Raw genomic sequence first — 16,933 nt, forward strand, 5'->3', positions numbered from 1 at the left:
GGCTGTCGCTAACAGATATGCCCACATTCCCCGAAGGCTGAGGAGATCCCTTGTAGGAGTGAGCCTGCTCGCGATAGCAGTGGATCAGCCAACACTGCAGTGAATGATCCACCGCTATCGCGAGCAGGCTCACTCCTACAATTTTTGATCGCGGTGACTGTTAGAGGAGTTTGTGTTCCATCGCATATTTGACCAGTTCGGCCAGCGAGGTGATGTTGAGCTTCTGCATCAGCCGCGCCTTGTGGGTGCTGATGGTCTTGCTGCTCAGCGCCAGTTGCTGGGCGATGTCGTTGACGTTGGCGCCTTGGGCCAGGCGTTCGAACACCGAGAATTCGCGTTCGGACAGCAGCGAGTGCAGCGGTCGCGCATCGGTCAGGCCGACTTCGAAGACCATGCGATCGGCCAGATCCGGATCGATATAGCGCCCACCCGCCGCGACTTTGCGGATCGCCGTGAGCAACAGCGCCGGATCACTGTCCTTGGTCGCATACCCCGCTGCGCCGACTTTCAATGCTCGCGCAGCCATCTGCGCTTCGTCGTGCATCGACAGCACCAGAATCGCTGGCGGGTTGTTCAATGCCCGGATCCGTGGAATCGCCTCCAGGCCATTGACGCCAGGCATGGAGATGTCGAGCAGCACCACTTCGCACGGCACGCTGCGCAGGGTCTCGAGCAATTGCTCGCCATTACTCGCCTCGCCCACCACTTGCAGATCCTTGGCCAGGCCGATCAATTGCTTGATGCCCTCACGGACGATGGTGTGGTCTTCGGCTACCAGTACACGGATCAAATTCTCTCTCCAGATTTCAGGTACACACCATTCCCTGTAGGAGTGAGCCTGCTCGCGATAGCGTCAGCCCAAACACTACAGACTTTCAGACCTCACTCACCGGCACTCGCACCATCAGACTGGTGCCCTCCCCCGGCTCACTCTCCAGCACCAGCCGCCCGCCCATGATCAGCACCCGCTCACGCATGCCCACCAGCCCAAACGAAGTCGGCCGACCGGCAGCGGGGACAAATCCTACGCCATCATCGCTGACTGTCAGACAAAGTTCGTCACCCTCCAGCGCCAGCGTCAGTTCCACAGTATGCGCCTGAGCATGACGCATCACATTGGTCAGCGCCTCCTGCAAAATCCGAAACAACCCTATCGCCTTGGCATCGCTCAGCGCCGGCAGATTGTCCGGCACCTGCACCAGACACGGAATCTGCGTACGCGCTTCAAATCGTCGTGCCTGCCACTCGATCGCCGAGGCAATCCCGGCATCGAGAATCGGCGGTCGCAGCGCCGTCGCCACATCGCGCACCAACTGGAACAATTGGGCGATCAGGCGTTTCATGCTGTTCAGCCGCTCGTTCAGACCGGGATCGAGCTGCGCGTAGGCCAGTTCGCACATCGATGTTTCCAGCTTCAGCACGGTCAACATCTGCCCCAGCTCATCGTGAACCTCGCGGGCAATTCGCGCCTTCTCTTCTTCACGCACGCTCTCAAGGTGCGCCGACAGTTCGCGCAGTTGTTCACGGGAGGCGGCCAGCTCCAGCTCGATACGCTTGCTCTCGGTGATGTCCCAGACGATGCCGTCCCAGACGTAGGCGCCATCCTCCAGTTGCCGGGTGATCGCCTTGATCTCGGCCCAGCGCTGCTGGCCCTGACGCGTAAGGATTCGGCCCTGCCACGACCAATCGCTGTCGGTGTCCAGCGCCTGATCCTGAGTGCGGTGATAACTGGCCTTGTCATCCGGATGCACCAGACTGCGCAGGCCCATGTCGCGATGAGCGATAACGGCCGGCGCGTAGCCGACCAGACTTTCGCTGCCTTCGCTGATGTAGGCAAAGTCGATCTGCCCGGTCACCGGTGCCCGCTCCAGACGGAACACCAATCCCGGCACGTTGGCGGCGATGCCTTGCAGACGCGCCTCGCTTTCCTGCAACGCGGCGAGGGCGCGACGGCGATCAGTGACGTCGGTGAGGTAAACCACCAGGTATTCGCTGTCGCGAAAGCGCAGAAAACTCAGCGACACGTCCGCTGGCAAAACACTGCCGTCAGCGCGCACGCAGCTGGTTTCGAAACTCAGCGGCCCTTCTTCGCTGGCCCGCGCGCGTTTCCACAGGTTAAGCCAGCGATCCATGTGCAGACCCGGTTCGAAGTCGATCAGCGGTCGCTCGATCAACCCGCCCGAGGGATAACCGAGCATGATTTCCGCCGCGCGATTGGCGTAGCGCACATGGCTGTCCCAGTTGACCCAGAGAATGCCGACGGTGCTTTGGTCGATGGAAAATTGCGTCAGCCGCAGCGCTTCTTCACTGGCGGTGCGCAAGGCAATGTCTTCACGGGCGGCGAGCAAACGTTGCTCGAGGCTGTGCTGTTGGCGCCGTTGCCAGAACACAATCGCCACGCAACTGAACAACATCACCGCGAACAACAGCGCGAGGTTTTGCCAGAAGCCCGGCGACTCCGACAGTCGCGGGTATTTCGGTTGCAGCCATTGATTGTGCAGACGCTCCAGGTCTTTCGCCGGGATTGCGCGCAAAGCGCTTTGGACGATGCCGGCCAACTCTGGCCAATCGCGGCGCGAGCCGACTCGCAGCAGTTGCGGCAGGCCAATATCGCCAACCACCACCAGTTCGGCGAACTCCGGTTCTACCGACAAGCGTCCGAGTTGCGCCTCATCGACCACGGCGTAGGCAGCCTGCTGACTCAACAGCAACTGCAAGGCCTGACGTTCGAGCGGCACGCCTTGCAGATTCAGATGGGGATAGTTGCCGCGCAGGTAATCGGCCGTGCTGCTGGGCATGCGCACGGCGACGCGGACCTGGCTATCGAGCTTTTCCAGATCGACCACGCCACTGGCTTTCTGATCACTGACCACCAGTTGCGGCACGCGCATATATGGATCGGAAAACTGCCACAGACGCAGGGCGCTCGGGGTTTGGCTCAGGCCCGGGGCGATATCGATCTCGCCCTCGCGCACGGCGGTTTCCAGTTGCGCGAGATCCTGAAAATTGCGCCAGCTCAGTTCGACATTGAGCGACTTGGCCAGCAACTTCATCAGTTCGACGTTGGCCCCGGACAGCTTCTGCAAACGCCGGTCGTATTGCGCAAACGGCGCTTGCAACACCAGACCGACGCGCAATTCATTGTGCTGCGCCAGCCATTGCTGCTGGCCCGCCGACAATTGCGCAACATGCGCCGGGGGCGCAGGCGCCGCCCAGCCCATCAAGGGAAACCATAAACAGCCGATAACCCACAGGCAGCAAAATCGCTTCATTGAAGTCTCATACACTGACAAATTCTGACCAACCCATTAGGCTGCCGGGATACTTTCTGGCCTGGAATGACCGATGCCCTCTGTTTACCGCCTGGCAATGCCAGCATTGTGCCTGTCGCTGCTCCTGCCTTGTGCGTTTTCCGTCGAAGCCGCCGATCCGGCACCCGCCGCCACGGCGGAAAAACCGGCCGAAGAAAAACCGGCCGAACGCCAGCCACTGCTTGAGCGTAGTCAGGAAGAAGCCGCTGCACTGGAACGTAAAGTCCCGGCACAAGAACAGCAACAGTTGCAGGCCGGCAGCGACACCTTCCTCGCCCTGTGGAAACCGGCCAACACCGCCGAGCCCAAAGGCGCGGTGATCATCATCCCCGGCGCCGGCGAAACCGCTGACTGGCCGCAGGCAATCGGCCCATTGCGACAAAAACTGCCAAACGCCGACTGGAGCAGCCTGAGCATCACGCTGCCTGACCTGCAAAGCGATACCATTGCCCCGCGCGTCGTCGAAGCAGCTGCAGCGCCGAAGGCACCGGAAAGCGGCAGCAAGGACGCCACCACCGCACAGCCAATCGAGCAAGCCGCTGGCGGTGAAGCCGAAGTGGCGGATCAAGTGGTCGCCGAAACCACTGAAGAGCAATCCAAGGCTGACGCCGAACGAATCTTCGCGCGCATCGACGCGGCGATTGCCTACGCCGAGCAGCAGAGCGCGCGCAGCATAGTCGTGCTCGGACACGGCACCGGTGCTTATTGGGCCGCGCGCTACTTGAGCGAAAAACAAACTTCGCAGGTCGAAAAGTTCGTCATGGTTGATGTGCTGGCACCGACCAAGGCCAAACCGGCGCTGGTAGAACTGACGCCGACGTTGAAATTGCCGACCGTGGATATTTTCTACATGGACAAGCCGCTTGATCGCAACGCAGCGCTGGAGCGCATGCAAGCGAGCAAGCGCTTGAAGACCTCGGCGTTCAGCCAGGTCGCGCTCAAGGCTTTGCCGGATAACAAGGCTGAACAGGAACAGTTGTTCCGCCGAGTGCGTGGCTGGCTGAATCCGCAGAATCCGGACTGATCGGTAAACCGCGTCGCCCCCTTCGCGAGCTGGCTCGCTCCCACATTGGATCTGCGTACACAATCCATTGTGGGAGCGAGCCTGCTCGCGAAGGAGCCAGCGCAGTCGCTACACCTCTAACGACTAGCGAAAATCCCGCCGCTCACGAATCAACGTGTAGGCATTGTGCAGCTCGCGGGTTTTATCGGTCGCTTCGCGCACCTGCGCTGGCGTCGCCCCCGTACCGGCAATCTTGTCCGGATGATGACGACTGAGCAGACGCCGATAGGCTCGCTTGATCTGCGCCGGTTCGCTGGACGCCGACACGCCCAATAAACGCATCGCCTCCTGATAACTCACCGCAGCGCTGACGATCGGTCGTTTGCCCGGCTCGTAATCATTGGCCAGGGCCTGAACCTGCTGCGATGTCCAGCCCAGCCATTTGCCCCACTGCGCCAACAATTCCCGCTCGCTGACGCCCGCACGACCATCGGCCCAGACCATCCGCCAACACGCCCGCAACACCCCTTCGGCCGCGTGGGGTTGTCCGCTCAGACGCCGCAGATAGCCACGCAGATTGTCATTTTCCGACTTGCCGCGGTTGAACGCGGCAATCGCCCGACGCGTCGCCGGCTCACTCATTTCCAGCGCGCGCATCTCGTTGCGCGCCTGCTGGATATGGCCATCGGTGACTCGACCGTCACTTTTGGCCAGACGTCCGAGCAACACAAACAACAGTTCGTCGTTACGCAGCATCGGCCGACCGCCGAGCTTTTCCCGCAAGTGTCCCCAGCTCTGCAAGTGCAAACGCCGATCCAGCGCCTGCCCCAACAATGCCCCAAGCATGGCCCCCGGAATGCTGGCGATCGCAAAACCCGCTCCGGCTCCAATCAGAGTCCCTGGCCACAACATGTCAGCGACTCGCTTCTATCAAGGTTTCAGCTTCAGCCAGACGCTCGTGCGTACCGACATCCACCCAGTGACCTTTCAGTCGCTCGCCCGTGACCTCGTCAGCCGCCATGGCGTTGCGCAACAGCGGCGCCAGTTTGAAGGCGCCGTCGATGCAGCCGTCGAACAGCTGAGGATGCAGCACCGCGATGCCGCTGTAGGTCAGGGTCGCAGCGTCCGGCTGACCGTCGTGCACCTTGCCATCGACCAAAGTGAAATCTCCACTCGGGTGATGCGCCGGATTGTCGGCCAGTACCAGATGTGCGAGCCCGTTGATCGGCTGATGCAGCACGCTGAAGTCGTAATCGGTCCAGATATCACCGTTGACCACCAGGAAGGCGTCATCGCCGAGCAACGGCAGCGCACGGAAAATCCCGCCGCCGGTTTCCAGTGGCTCACCTTCCGGCGAGTACTGAATGCTCACGCCAAATTGCGAACCGTCGCCCAGGTAATCTTCGATCTGCTGACCGAGCCAGGCGTGATTGATCACGATCTCGTTGAACCCCGCAGCCGCCAGGGCGCGCAGGTGATATTCGATCAGGGGAACACCGCCGGCACGCACCAGTGGTTTCGGCGTGGTCAGGGTCAGCGGGCGCATACGCTCGCCTTTGCCTGCCGCCAGAATCATTGCCTTCATGCTGTTGCTCCACCCCGCAGGCTGGTGAACAGCGCTTGCAGCTCCGCCAGTTCCGGACGACGCGCAATCACCGCTTCTATATAAGAGAAGAAACGCGGCACGTCGGCCAGATAACGCGGCTTGCCGTCGCGATGGCAGATGCGCGCGAAGATGCCAATGACTTTCAGGTGACGCTGCACGCCCATCAGGTCGCTGGCGCGCAGGAAGTCCTCGAAGTCCGGCTGCACCGGAATATTCAGCGCCGAGGCTTGCTGCCAATAACTTTCCAGCCAGCCACGCACGCGTTCTTCAGGCCAACTGAGGAAGGCGTCCTTGAACAGGCACGTCACGTCGTAGGTCACCGGGCCGTAAACTGCATCCTGGAAATCCAGCACGCCGGGGTTCGGCTCGCTGAGCATCAGGTTGCGCGGCATGTAGTCGCGGTGCACCAGCACTTTGGGCTGGGCAAGTGCGCTGTCGATCAGCAGATCGCTGACCTGCTGCCACTGCTGTTGCTGAGTCGAATCGAATTCGACGCCGAGCTCATGTTTCACATACCACTCGGGGAACAGTTCCAGCTCACGACGCAGCAACGCAACGTCGTAACTCGGCAACGGTGCAACCATCGGCAACTGCTGAAAAGCCAGCAGCGCTTGCAAGGCATCGTTGAACAATGCGTCGGCATTTTCGCCATCGATCACGTCGAGATAGGTCTGGTTGCCCAGGTCATTGAGCAAAAGAAATCCGCGCTCGAGGTCTTCGGCGTAAATTTTCGGCACATTTATTCCGGATTTCGCCAGCAAAAAAGCGATATCCACGAACGGTTTGCAGTTTTCCTGGGGCGGCGGAGCGTCCATCACGACGAAGCTGCGACCTTCACCTTCCCAACGGAAGTAACGGCGGAAACTCGCGTCGCTGCTGGCCGCGGTCAACGTGGCCGGGGGCACGGCGCCCCAGCCCTGATCTGCAAACAGGTTTGCCAACTGCTCATCGAGCCAAACTTTCAGGTGTTGCAAGCGTACATCTTGGTCAGGCATTGCAAGGGTCTCCGACGGCGCTAGCCGTCAAGCGGGTCATGCTTTATTATCCAGCATCTTTTTCAGACCATCGAGAGGCGTGCGGCCCACACCGCGGGCAGATGGCACGCAGGAAGCCCGGACTAATAAGATGGCATTGAAATCCCCCGCGTTTCGTAAAAAATTTCCGTTGTTGGTAACCGGCAGTCTGCTGGCTATGCAACCTCTGGCCAGTCAATTCGTTGTTGCCGCCGAGCAGTATGACTGCTCCGTCTCGGCTTCGGGTGGTTGGGCCTGTGCGCCCAAATCAACCGCTGCTGCGTTGCCGCCGCGTCCGGTGCATGACGGCAGTGCCGTCAGCGCTACCGGCGAAGCTGCGACCGAGACCGGTTCGGTTGCCGACGCAGCGCCTAAAACGGCGCTGGTCACCGAAGCCAAGGGCCGCGGTTTGAAATCCCGTAGCGAAGACTTCAGTCACCTCGACTGGGTTCCGCGCGAGAAGCTCACCGCCGCTCAATTGGCCGAGACCGGGCCTTACTGCTCTGGTGCCTATATCGAACCCACTCGTCCTGGCATGAATGACAAGACGAATAAAAGCGATGCTCCGACCTTTATCGGCGCAAAAGCCTCGCGCTATAACACCGATGATCAAGTCGGTACGCTGGCCGGTGATGTCGTCCTGCGTCAGGGCAGCATGCAGGTCGAGTCCGACGAGGCCAGCCTGTATCAGGCCGAGAGCCGCGCCGAACTCAATGGCGATGTACGTATCCGCGACAACGGCGCGCTGATCGTCGGCGACCACGCCGACGTGCAACTCGACACCGGTGAAGCCAAGGTCGACAACGCCGAATACGTGATGCACAAATCGCGCATTCGCGGCAACGCGCTGTACGCCAAGCGTGCGGAAAACGCGATCATTCGCTTGAAGGACGGCACGTACACCACGTGCGAACCGAACAGCAATGCCTGGCAGCTCAAGGGCAACAACATCACCTTGAACCCGGCCACCGGCTTCGGTACCGCGACCAACGTGACGCTGCGCGTAAAAGACATTCCGATTCTGTACACGCCGTACATCTACTTCCCGATCGACGACCGTCGCCAGTCGGGCTTCCTGCCGCCGACCATCGGCACCGGCAGCGATACCGGCTTCATGCTGGTCACCCCTTACTACTTCAACCTGGCGCCGAACTACGATGCCACGTTGTACCCGCGCTACATGAGCAAGCGTGGCATGTTGGTGGAAGGTGAGTTCCGTTACCTGACCAAGTCGAGTGAAGGTCAGTTCGGTGCTGCGTATCTGAACGACGAAGACACCGACCGCAGCAAGCAGAGCGATTATCAAAAAAATCGCTACATGTATAACTGGCAGCACAAGGGCGGTCTCGACTCCCGCGTGCTCACCCAGGTTGACTACACCAAGATCAGTGATCCTTATTACTTCCAGGATCTGCAAACTGACCAGATCGGCGTCAAGAGCTCCGATTACGTCAACCAGCAGGGTTCGGTCACCTATCGCGGCGACAGCTACACGGCGCGCCTGAATGCCCAGGCTTATCAGCTGGCGACCGTATCGAACATCACGCCTTACGACCGTCTGCCGCAGATCACTTTCACTGGTCAGCTGCCGTATCACCCGGAAGGCCTGAACTTCAACTACGAGACTGAGCTCGTTCGCTTTGACCGTGATCTGGAAAACGGCAAGTTCACCAACGAAGACGGTACAACCGCCGATCGTCTGGATACGAACGTAACGGGTCTGGCCCGTGCCAACGGTGACCGCCTGAACCTGGCGCCAAGCGTCAGCCTGCCGTTGAACTGGACCTATGGCTTCCTCAAGCCTACGTTGAAATACCAGTACACCCAGTATCAACTGGATCTGGACGGTACCGGCAAGCAAGACATTATTAACCAGCAGACTGCAGCAGCGAGTAATGGCACCAGATACGTAGGCGGCGAGTTCGGAAGCAATCAGAATCGTGGCGTACCAATTGCCAGCATCGATAGCGGCCTGTACTTCGACCGCAATACGTCTTTCTTTGGCAAGAACTATCGTCAGACACTGGAACCGCGACTGTTCTATCTCTATGTGCCTGAAGAAAACCAGGAAGACATTCCTGTATTCGACACCAGCGAATACACCTTTAACTACGCCTCGCTGTTCCGCGACAACCGTTTCTCCGGCTCCGACCGTGTCGGCGACGAGAACAAGCTGTCGCTGGGCGTGACCAGCCGCTGGATCGAAGACGACGGCTTTGAACGTCAACGCATCAGTGTCGGCCAGGCTCTGTACTTCAAGGATCGTGAAGTTCAACTGCCAGGTATCGATGCCAAAACCCGTGACGATGCCCAAGCCAACGTCTCGCCATACGCACTGGAATACGAATACCGCTGGAACCGCGATTGGCGCACCACAGCCGACTACAACTGGGATCCGGACAGCCGCAGCCCACGTTCCGGCAGTGCGATGTTCCACTACCAGCCTGAAGACAACCCCAACAAGGTCGTCAACGTCGGCTATCGCTATCGCAACGACCAGGTTCGTTATGACCAGAACACCGGTAAATGGTCGGTGGGTGGTGGTGACTATGGCACTCCGGGCCAACCTGGCTACGTGAAGGACTACTACAAGATCCAGCAGCATGATTTCTCGGTCATCTGGCCGATCGTTCCACAATGGAGCGCGATCAGCCGCTGGCAGTACGACTACAACCGCAACCGCACGCTGGAAGCCTTCGGTGGTTTCGAGTACGACAACTGCTGCTGGAAACTGCGCCTGATCAACCGTTACTGGGTCAGCTATGACGAATTCAGTCAGAACGCCCCGGAAAACGAAAAAGGCGACCACGGCGTCTTCCTCCAAATTGTTCTGAAGGGACTCGGCGGCCTCACCGGCGCCAAGGTAGAGAGCTTCCTCGACAAAGGCATTCAAGGTTATCGTGAACGTGAAGACCAAGCTTTCTGATTGTCTGCGCCCGCTGATGCTGGGCGCGCTGTTCCTGGGTACTGCGGCTAACGCCGCGGTACAGTCCATCGACAAAGTGGTAGCAATCGTCGACAACGACGTGGTCATGCAGAGTCAACTGGACCAGCGCGTCCACGAAGTGCAGCAGACCATCGCCAAGCGTGGCGGCGGCCTGCCGCCTCCTGGCGTACTGGATCAACAGGTGCTTGAGCGCCTGATCGTCGAAAACCTGCAACTGCAGATCGGCGACCGCTCCGGCATCCGCATCACCGATGAAGAACTGAACCAGGCGGTCGGCACCATTGCCCAGCGCAACAACATGACAGTTGAGCAGTTCCGTGCAGCGCTGGCTCGCGACGGCCTGAACTATGACGACGCCCGTGATCAGATCAAGCGCGAAATGATCATCAGCCGTGTGCGTCAGCGTCGTGTGGCAGAGCGCATTCAGGTCTCCGAGCAGGAAGTGAAAAACTTCCTCGCCTCCGACCTGGGCAAGATGCAACTGTCCGAAGAGCTGCACCTGGCCAACATCCTGATCCCGACGCCGGAAAGCGCCAACTCTGATGCGATTCAGAGTGCTGCCCGTCAGGCCATGGAGGTTTACCAGCAGCTCAAGCAAGGCGCTGACTTCGGCCAGATGGCCGTGGCCAAATCCGGCAGCGACAACGCACTGGAAGGCGGCGACATGGGCTGGCGTAAAGCCGCGCAACTGCCACCGCCTTTCGACCGCGAGCTAAGCAGCATGGCCGTCGGCGACATCACTCAGCCTGCACGCACGCCGGGTGGTTTCATCATCCTCAAGGTGCTGGCAAAACGTGGTGGCGAAGCGCAGATGCGCGATGAAGTGCACGTACGCCACATTCTGGTGAAACCAAGCCCGATTCGTGATGAAGCGAAGACCAAGGCACTGGTTCAATCTTTGTATGAACGCATCGTGGCCGGTGAAGATTTCGCCACTCTGGCGAAAAGCTACTCCGAAGACCCGGGCTCGGCGCTTAACGGCGGCGACCTGAACTGGATCGACCCGAACGCACTGGTACCGGAATTCCGCGAAGTGATGGCCAAGACCCCACAAGGTCAGCTGTCCAAGCCATTCCAGACCCAATACGGCTGGCACGTTCTGGAAGTCCTTGGCCGCCGCGCCACCGACAGCACCGAACAGGCCCGCGAGCAGCAAGCCATGACCGTACTGCGTAACCGCAAATACGACGAAGAGCTGCAAACCTGGCTGCGTCAGATCCGTGACGAAGCGTACGTAGAGATCAAACTCCCTGGTGCAGACCAGGCAGCGCAGTGAAACCCCAGCGTTTCGCGTTGACACCCGGCGAACCAGCCGGCATCGGTCCCGACCTGTGCCTGCTGCTCGCCTCGCAAGCCCAGCCACATCCCCTGATTGCCATAACCAGCCGCGACCTGCTCTCCGAGCGGGCCGCGCAGTTGGGGCTGGCCGTCACTTTGCTGGATGTTGCGCCTGGCAGTTGGCCGGATGCTCCGGCGCCCGCCAACAGCCTGTACGTCTGGGACACACCGCTCAGCGCCCCCGTGGTGGCCGGGCAACTGGACAAGGCCAACGCGGCTTTCGTCCTCGAAACCCTGACCCGCGCCGGCAATGGCTGCCTCAACGGCGACTTCGCCGGGATGATCACCGCCCCTGTGCACAAGGGCGTGATCAACGAGTCGGGCATCGCCTTTTCCGGGCACACCGAATTCCTCGCTGACCTGACCCACACCGCCCAAGTGGTGATGATGCTCGCCACCCGCGGTTTACGCGTCGCGCTGGTCACCACTCACCTGCCCCTGCGCGAGATTGCCGACGCAATCACACCGGAACGGCTGGAACGGGTTACACGGATTCTGCACAGCGACCTGCAAAACAAATTCGGCATCGCCCAGCCACGTATCCTTGTCTGCGGGCTCAACCCGCACGCTGGAGAAGGCGGACACCTGGGCCATGAAGAAATCGACATCATTGAACCGACATTAGAGCGCCTGCGCGGCGAGGGCATGGACCTTCGTGGCCCGCTGCCTGCCGACACTCTGTTTACCCCCAAATATCTGGAGCACTGCGACGCAGTGCTGGCGATGTACCACGACCAGGGCTTGCCTGTGCTCAAGTACAAAGGCTTCGGCGCTGCCGTCAACGTGACCCTGGGTCTGCCGATCATCCGCACATCGGTCGATCACGGCACTGCCCTGGATCTGGCCGGCAGCGGCAAGATCGACACCGGCAGCCTGCAAGTCGCCCTGGAAACCGCCTACCAGATGGCCGAGACCCGTTTATGACCGAGCAATACCAACACAAGGCGCGCAAACGCTTTGGCCAGAACTTCCTGCACGATGCCGGGGTTATCGACCGCATCCTGCGCTCCATCAGCGCCAAGTCTGAAGACCGCCTGCTGGAAATCGGCCCGGGCCAGGGCGCATTGACCGCCGGCCTGCTGAACTCCGGCGCGCAACTCGATGTGGTGGAACTGGACAAGGATCTGATCCCGATCCTCAACCAGCAGTTTGCCGGCAAGAGCAATTTCAACCTGCACCAGGGCGATGCGCTGAAGTTCGACTTCAACACGCTCAATGCCGCACCAAACAGCCTGCGGGTGGTCGGCAACCTGCCGTACAACATCTCGACGCCGCTGATTTTTCATCTCCTGAACAACGCCGGCATCATTCGCGACATGCACTTCATGCTGCAGAAAGAAGTGGTCGAGCGTCTGGCGGCAGGCCCGGGTGGTGGTGACTGGGGTCGCCTGTCGATCATGGTTCAGTACCACTGCCGCGTCGAACATCTGTTCAACGTCGGCCCGGGCGCGTTCAACCCGCCGCCGAAGGTCGATTCGGCGATCGTCCGTCTGGTGCCGCACGCCGTACTGCCGCACCCGGCCAAGGATCACAAGTTGCTGGAGCGCGTTGTGCGCGAAGCGTTCAACCAACGCCGCAAGACCCTGCGCAACACCCTCAAGCAACTGCTCAGCAATGCCGAGATCGAAGCCGCCGGCGTCGATGGCAGTCTGCGTCCGGAGCAACTGGATCTGGCCGCGTTCGTACGCCTGGCCGACCAGCTCGCAGTACAAGTCCCGGCCTCCCCTGCCGCCGACTGATAAACGATGAACGCTATCGGGCAGGACGCCACTCTGGTTTACTGCCCGATACTTGCCTAGACTGACTCCCCATCAGCTACGCCCCGCGTTCCGCTTCGTTTAAGGCCTCTTGCATGTCCGATTCCCGTTACCAGGTCGATGTCAGTGTCGTTACCCGCTATCTGGCAGACCAATCGCAACCCGAGCACGACCGCTTCGCCTTCGCCTACACCATCACTGTGCAGAACAATGGCGAGCAACCCGCACGCCTGATGTCACGGCATTGGGTGATCACCGATGGCGACGGGCATGTCGAAGAGGTGCGCGGCGCCGGCGTCGTTGGCCAACAACCCTTGATTGATGCCGGCCAGAGCCACACCTACAGCAGCGGCACGGTAATGACCACCAAGGTCGGCACCATGCAAGGCACCTACGAAATGGTCGCCACTGACGGCAAGCATTTCGACGCGATCATCAAGCCCTTCCGCCTCGCCGTCCCCGGAGCCCTGCACTGATGGCGACGTATGCCGTCGGCGACCTGCAAGGCTGCCTCGAACCGCTGAAATGCCTGCTCAGGCAAGTCGCGTTCGACCCGAAAATCGATCGACTGTGGCTGGTGGGTGATTTGGTCAACCGAGGCCCGCAGTCGCTGGAAACCCTGCGTTTTCTGTATGGCATGCGTGAGTCGCTGATCTGCGTACTCGGCAACCACGACCTGCACTTGCTTGCTGCCGCAAAGAATATCGAGCGTTTAAAGAAGTCCGACACCCTGCGCGAGATTCTCGAAGCGCCGGACAGTGCCGAACTGCTTGAATGGGTGCGCCAACAAAAGCTGATGCACTACGACGAGACGCGTGATGTCGCCATGGTTCACGCCGGTATTCCACCGCAATGGTCACTGCGCCGCGCCCTGAAATGCGCTGATGAAGTCGAAACCGCGCTGCGTGACGACAACCTGTTTCCGGCCTACCTCGACGGCATGTATGGAAATGAGCCGGCGAAATGGGACAACGATCTCAAAGGTGTGGCCCGCCTGCGCGTCATCACCAACTATTTCACGCGCATGCGTTTCTGCACCGCCGAAGGCAAGCTCGACCTCAAGAGCAAGGAAGGCCTCGACACCGCCCCGCCCGGTTACAAACCGTGGTTCCAGCACCGGGACCGCAAGACCAAGGGTCTGCGCATCATCTTCGGCCACTGGGCGGCACTCGAAGGCAATATCCATGAGCCAGGCATCTCGGCGCTGGACACCGGTTGTGTCTGGGGCGGCAGCCTGACCCTGATGAACGTCGACAGCGGTGAACGCCTGTCATGCAAATGCGATGAACACGGCGGCCTCGCCCCGACCGTCGCACCACTTATCCCCGAAACTTCGCCAGTCAGCGTCCCGCGTTAGACTGCGCTTTCAGCCGAGCAACAGGAACCCGCCATGAGCGAATTCAAACGAATCCCCCCGGAACAGGCCCAGGCCCTGCGTGAACAAGGCGCCGTTGTCGTCGACGTCCGCGATCCGGCGACTTTTGCCGCCCTGCATATCAGCGGCTCGAAGCATCTGGACAATCATTCGCTGCACGCGTTTATCCAAGGCGCTGACCTCGATGCACCGACCGTAGTCGTCTGCTATCACGGAAACTCCAGCCAGGGCGCGGCGGCCTACCTGATCAGCCAAGGCTTCTCCGACGTCTACAGCATGGACGGTGGCTTTGAGTTGTGGCGTACGACTTATCCTGCGGAAACCGCGCAAGGCACCGCCGAATAATTTTTTTGTCACGCGCAGGCCCCGGCTGACGCGGGCCTGCGCGGGCAGACGAACGGTCTTGCCACAACTAATTACGTATCTCGCCTTTACCTCCTGAATTCCCAACTATCCTTAAGCCCAGGCCATCCAAAACAGGGGAGAGCCGGTACACCGGCGCACGGGTCATCGGGAGTGACTTTCACGATTGTCGATCGTGGAAGTGTTCTGGGGGGTAAACAATCGGCTGCTACTGCGGCTGCTTGCCAGCATCGACTGAGTGATCCGGCGTCGGCTCCACGTATCGAGCGAGGTGACGTCATGAGTATCTTTAGCCACTTCCAACAACGCTTCGAGTCCACACGCCAGGAAGAACTCTCGCTGCAAGAGTACCTGGAGCTGTGCAAGAAAGACCGTAGCGCCTACGTTTCCGCCGCCGAGCGTCTATTACTGGCCATCGGCGAGCCGGAACTGCTCGACACCTCGACCAACTCGAGGCTGTCACGCATCTTCTCCAACAAGGTGATCCGTCGCTATCCGGCCTTTGAAGACTTCCACGGGATGGAAGAATGCATCGACCAGATCGTTTCGTATTTCCGCCACGCCGCCCAGGGCCTGGAAGAGAAGAAACAAATCCTCTATCTGCTCGGCCCCGTCGGCGGCGGTAAATCGTCGCTGGCCGAGAAGCTGAAACAGCTGATTGAAAAAGTGCCCTTCTACGCGATCAAGGGCTCGCCGGTATTCGAATCGCCACTGGGTCTGTTCAACGCCACTGAAGATGGCGCGATCCTCGAAGAAGACTTCGGTATCCCGCGGCGCTACCTGAACACCATCATGTCGCCATGGGCGACCAAACGCCTGGCCGAGTTCGGCGGCGACATCAGCCAGTTCCGCGTGGTCAAACTGTACCCGTCGATCCTTAACCAGATCGCCGTGGCCAAGACCGAACCGGGTGACGAGAACAATCAGGACATTTCCGCACTGGTCGGTAAAGTCGACATCCGTAAACTCGAGGAATACCCACAGAACGACGCCGACGCTTACAGCTATTCCGGTGCGCTGTGCCGGGCCAACCAGGGCCTGATGGAATTCGTCGAAATGTTCAAGGCACCGATCAAGGTGCTGCACCCATTGCTGACCGCGACTCAGGAAGGCAACTACAACAGTACCGAAGGCCTCGGCGCGATTCCGTTCACCGGGATCCTGCTCGCCCACTCCAACGAATCGGAGTGGCACACCTTCCGCAACAACAAGAACAACGAAGCGTTCATCGACCGAATCTACATCGTCAAAGTGCCGTACTGCCTGCGCGTTAGCGACGAAGTGAAGATCTACGACAAACTGCTGTTCAACAGCTCACTGGCCAAGGCCCATTGCGCACCGGACACCCTGAAAATGCTGGCGCAGTTCACTGTGCTGTCACGCCTCAAGGAGCCGGAAAACTCCAACATCTACTCGAAGATGCGCGTCTACGACGGCGAAAACCTCAAGGACACCGATCCGAAGGCCAAGTCGATTCAGGAATATCGCGACTCGGCAGGCGTCGATGAAGGCATGAACGGTCTGTCGACCCGCTTCGCCTTCAAGATCCTGTCCAAGGTCTTCAACTTCGATCCGCATGAAATCGCCGCCAACCCGGTGCATCTGCTCTATGTACTGGAACAGCAGATCGAACAGGAACAATTCCAGGCCGAAACCCGCGAGCGCTATCTGCGCTACCTGAAAGAGTATCTGGCACCGCGTTATATCGAATTCATCGGCAAGGAGATCCAGACCGCGTACCTCGAGTCTTACAGCGAGTACGGCCAGAACATCTTCGACCGCTACGTGCTGTACGCCGACTTCTGGATTCAGGATCAGGAATACCGCGACCCGGAAACCGGCGAGATCCTCAACCGCGTCGCTCTGAACGAAGAACTGGAGAAAATCGAGAAGCCGGCCGGCATCAGCAATCCGAAGGATTTCCGCAACGAGATCGTCAACTTTGTGTTGCGCGCACGGGCCAACAACAACGGCAAGAACCCGACCTGGCTCAGTTACGAAAAACTGCGGGTGGTCATCGAGAAGAAAATGTTCTCGAACACCGAGGACCTGCTGCCAGTCATCAGCTTCAACGCCAAGGCCAGCAAAGAGGATCAGCAAAAGCACAACGACTTCGTTACACGCATGGTCGAACGTGGCTATACCGACAAACAGGTACGACTGCTGTCCGAATGGTACCTACGGGTCCGGAAGTCGCAGTGAAGCAGCAGCAAGCTTCCA

General features: G+C 59.8%; 14 protein-coding genes. 9 read left to right on the plus strand and 5 right to left on the minus strand.

Going from position 1 to position 16,933, the window contains the following annotated elements; translation table 11 throughout:
- Positions 1–160 precede the first annotated feature (160 nt).
- Together VY732_RS26920 and VY732_RS26925 are read right to left on the minus strand one after the other, a co-directional pair.
- A complete protein-coding gene (locus VY732_RS26920; protein WP_116028308.1) occupies positions 161–790 on the minus strand; it encodes a response regulator in 630 nt (209 codons plus the stop codon).
- 85 nt (positions 791–875) lie between these two features.
- Complete coding sequence (locus VY732_RS26925) at positions 876–3,272, minus strand: PAS domain-containing sensor histidine kinase (protein WP_331692692.1); 2,397 nt, start codon at positions 3,270–3,272, stop codon at positions 876–878.
- A gap of 73 nt (positions 3,273–3,345) precedes the next feature.
- Here VY732_RS26925 and VY732_RS26930 point away from each other — a divergent pair, with 73 nt between their 5' ends.
- Entirely contained in the window at positions 3,346–4,335 is a 990-nt protein-coding gene (locus VY732_RS26930) for an alpha/beta hydrolase family protein (RefSeq protein WP_123594044.1), read from the plus strand.
- A gap of 123 nt (positions 4,336–4,458) precedes the next feature.
- Here the strand turns inward: VY732_RS26930 and VY732_RS26935 are convergent, their stop codons facing one another.
- The 3 genes from VY732_RS26935 to VY732_RS26945 are packed head-to-tail and all read right to left on the minus strand — an operon-like array spanning position 4,459 to position 6,915.
- Positions 4,459–5,226: a TerB family tellurite resistance protein gene (locus VY732_RS26935; RefSeq protein WP_331692694.1), complete on the minus strand. Its 768-nt coding sequence runs from the start codon at positions 5,224–5,226 to the stop codon at positions 4,459–4,461.
- Between the two features lies 1 nt (position 5,227).
- The gene (murU, locus tag VY732_RS26940; RefSeq protein ID WP_116028311.1) at positions 5,228–5,899 is read right to left on the minus strand and encodes an N-acetylmuramate alpha-1-phosphate uridylyltransferase MurU; all 672 of its coding nucleotides are present in this window, start codon (positions 5,897–5,899) and stop codon (positions 5,228–5,230) included.
- Positions 5,896–6,915 carry an aminoglycoside phosphotransferase family protein gene (locus VY732_RS26945; RefSeq protein WP_331692695.1) on the minus strand — a complete coding sequence of 340 codons (1,020 nt, stop codon included), beginning with the start codon at positions 6,913–6,915 and terminating at the stop codon, positions 5,896–5,898. Before VY732_RS26945 ends, murU begins: the two co-directional genes overlap by 4 nt.
- A gap of 130 nt (positions 6,916–7,045) precedes the next feature.
- Here VY732_RS26945 and VY732_RS26950 point away from each other — a divergent pair, with 130 nt between their 5' ends.
- The 8 genes from VY732_RS26950 to VY732_RS26985 all read left to right on the plus strand — a co-directional run bounded on the left by VY732_RS26950 (position 7,046) and on the right by VY732_RS26985 (position 16,915).
- On the plus strand, positions 7,046–9,859 hold the full coding sequence (locus VY732_RS26950; RefSeq protein ID WP_331692696.1) for an LPS-assembly protein LptD: 2,814 nt from the start codon (positions 7,046–7,048) through the stop codon (positions 9,857–9,859).
- Entirely contained in the window at positions 9,834–11,156 is a 1,323-nt protein-coding gene (gene surA / locus VY732_RS26955; RefSeq protein WP_176091775.1) for a peptidylprolyl isomerase SurA, read from the plus strand. The genes VY732_RS26950 and surA overlap by 26 nt, the downstream gene beginning before the upstream one ends.
- Entirely contained in the window at positions 11,153–12,142 is a 990-nt protein-coding gene (gene pdxA, locus VY732_RS26960; protein WP_077574766.1) for a 4-hydroxythreonine-4-phosphate dehydrogenase PdxA, read from the plus strand. The genes surA and pdxA overlap by 4 nt, the downstream gene beginning before the upstream one ends.
- A complete protein-coding gene (rsmA, locus tag VY732_RS26965; RefSeq protein ID WP_095122616.1) occupies positions 12,139–12,957 on the plus strand; it encodes a 16S rRNA (adenine(1518)-N(6)/adenine(1519)-N(6))-dimethyltransferase RsmA in 819 nt (272 codons plus the stop codon). Before pdxA ends, rsmA begins: the two co-directional genes overlap by 4 nt.
- Positions 12,958–13,070: 113 nt before the next feature.
- A complete protein-coding gene (gene apaG, locus VY732_RS26970) occupies positions 13,071–13,451 on the plus strand; it encodes a Co2+/Mg2+ efflux protein ApaG (protein ID WP_095122614.1) in 381 nt (126 codons plus the stop codon).
- Positions 13,451–14,332, plus strand: coding sequence for a symmetrical bis(5'-nucleosyl)-tetraphosphatase (locus VY732_RS26975; RefSeq protein ID WP_077574768.1), 882 nt, complete (start codon positions 13,451–13,453; stop codon positions 14,330–14,332). The genes apaG and VY732_RS26975 overlap by 1 nt, the downstream gene beginning before the upstream one ends.
- A 33-nt stretch (positions 14,333–14,365) precedes the next feature.
- The gene (gene glpE / locus VY732_RS26980) at positions 14,366–14,695 is read left to right on the plus strand and encodes a thiosulfate sulfurtransferase GlpE (RefSeq protein ID WP_016983139.1); all 330 of its coding nucleotides are present in this window, start codon (positions 14,366–14,368) and stop codon (positions 14,693–14,695) included.
- Between the two features lie 297 nt (positions 14,696–14,992).
- Entirely contained in the window at positions 14,993–16,915 is a 1,923-nt protein-coding gene (locus VY732_RS26985) for a PrkA family serine protein kinase (RefSeq protein ID WP_007910115.1), read from the plus strand.
- Positions 16,916–16,933 lie beyond the last annotated feature (18 nt).

The sequence above is a fragment of the Pseudomonas sp. ZY71 genome, from assembly GCF_036542145.1.
GTDB lineage: Bacteria > Pseudomonadota > Gammaproteobacteria > Pseudomonadales > Pseudomonadaceae > Aquipseudomonas > Aquipseudomonas koreensis_A.

Bases quoted from the DNA above. Each gene is read 5' to 3' on its own strand.
- VY732_RS26925 (WP_331692692.1), bottom strand. From the start codon at position 3,272: ATGAAGCGATTTTGCTGCCTGTGGGTTATCGGCTGTTTATGGTTTCCC.
- VY732_RS26930 (WP_123594044.1), top strand. From the start codon at position 3,346: ATGCCCTCTGTTTACCGCCTGGCAATGCCAGCATTGTGCCTGTCGCTG.
- VY732_RS26935 (WP_331692694.1), bottom strand. From the start codon at position 5,226: ATGTTGTGGCCAGGGACTCTGATTGGAGCCGGAGCGGGTTTTGCGATC.
- murU (WP_116028311.1), bottom strand. From the start codon at position 5,899: ATGAAGGCAATGATTCTGGCGGCAGGCAAAGGCGAGCGTATGCGCCCG.
- VY732_RS26945 (WP_331692695.1), bottom strand. From the start codon at position 6,915: ATGCCTGACCAAGATGTACGCTTGCAACACCTGAAAGTTTGGCTCGAT.
- VY732_RS26950 (WP_331692696.1), top strand. From the start codon at position 7,046: ATGGCATTGAAATCCCCCGCGTTTCGTAAAAAATTTCCGTTGTTGGTA.
- rsmA (WP_095122616.1), top strand. From the start codon at position 12,139: ATGACCGAGCAATACCAACACAAGGCGCGCAAACGCTTTGGCCAGAAC.
- apaG (WP_095122614.1), top strand. From the start codon at position 13,071: ATGTCCGATTCCCGTTACCAGGTCGATGTCAGTGTCGTTACCCGCTAT.
- VY732_RS26975 (WP_077574768.1), top strand. From the start codon at position 13,451: ATGGCGACGTATGCCGTCGGCGACCTGCAAGGCTGCCTCGAACCGCTG.
- glpE (WP_016983139.1), top strand. From the start codon at position 14,366: ATGAGCGAATTCAAACGAATCCCCCCGGAACAGGCCCAGGCCCTGCGT.
- VY732_RS26985 (WP_007910115.1), top strand. From the start codon at position 14,993: ATGAGTATCTTTAGCCACTTCCAACAACGCTTCGAGTCCACACGCCAG.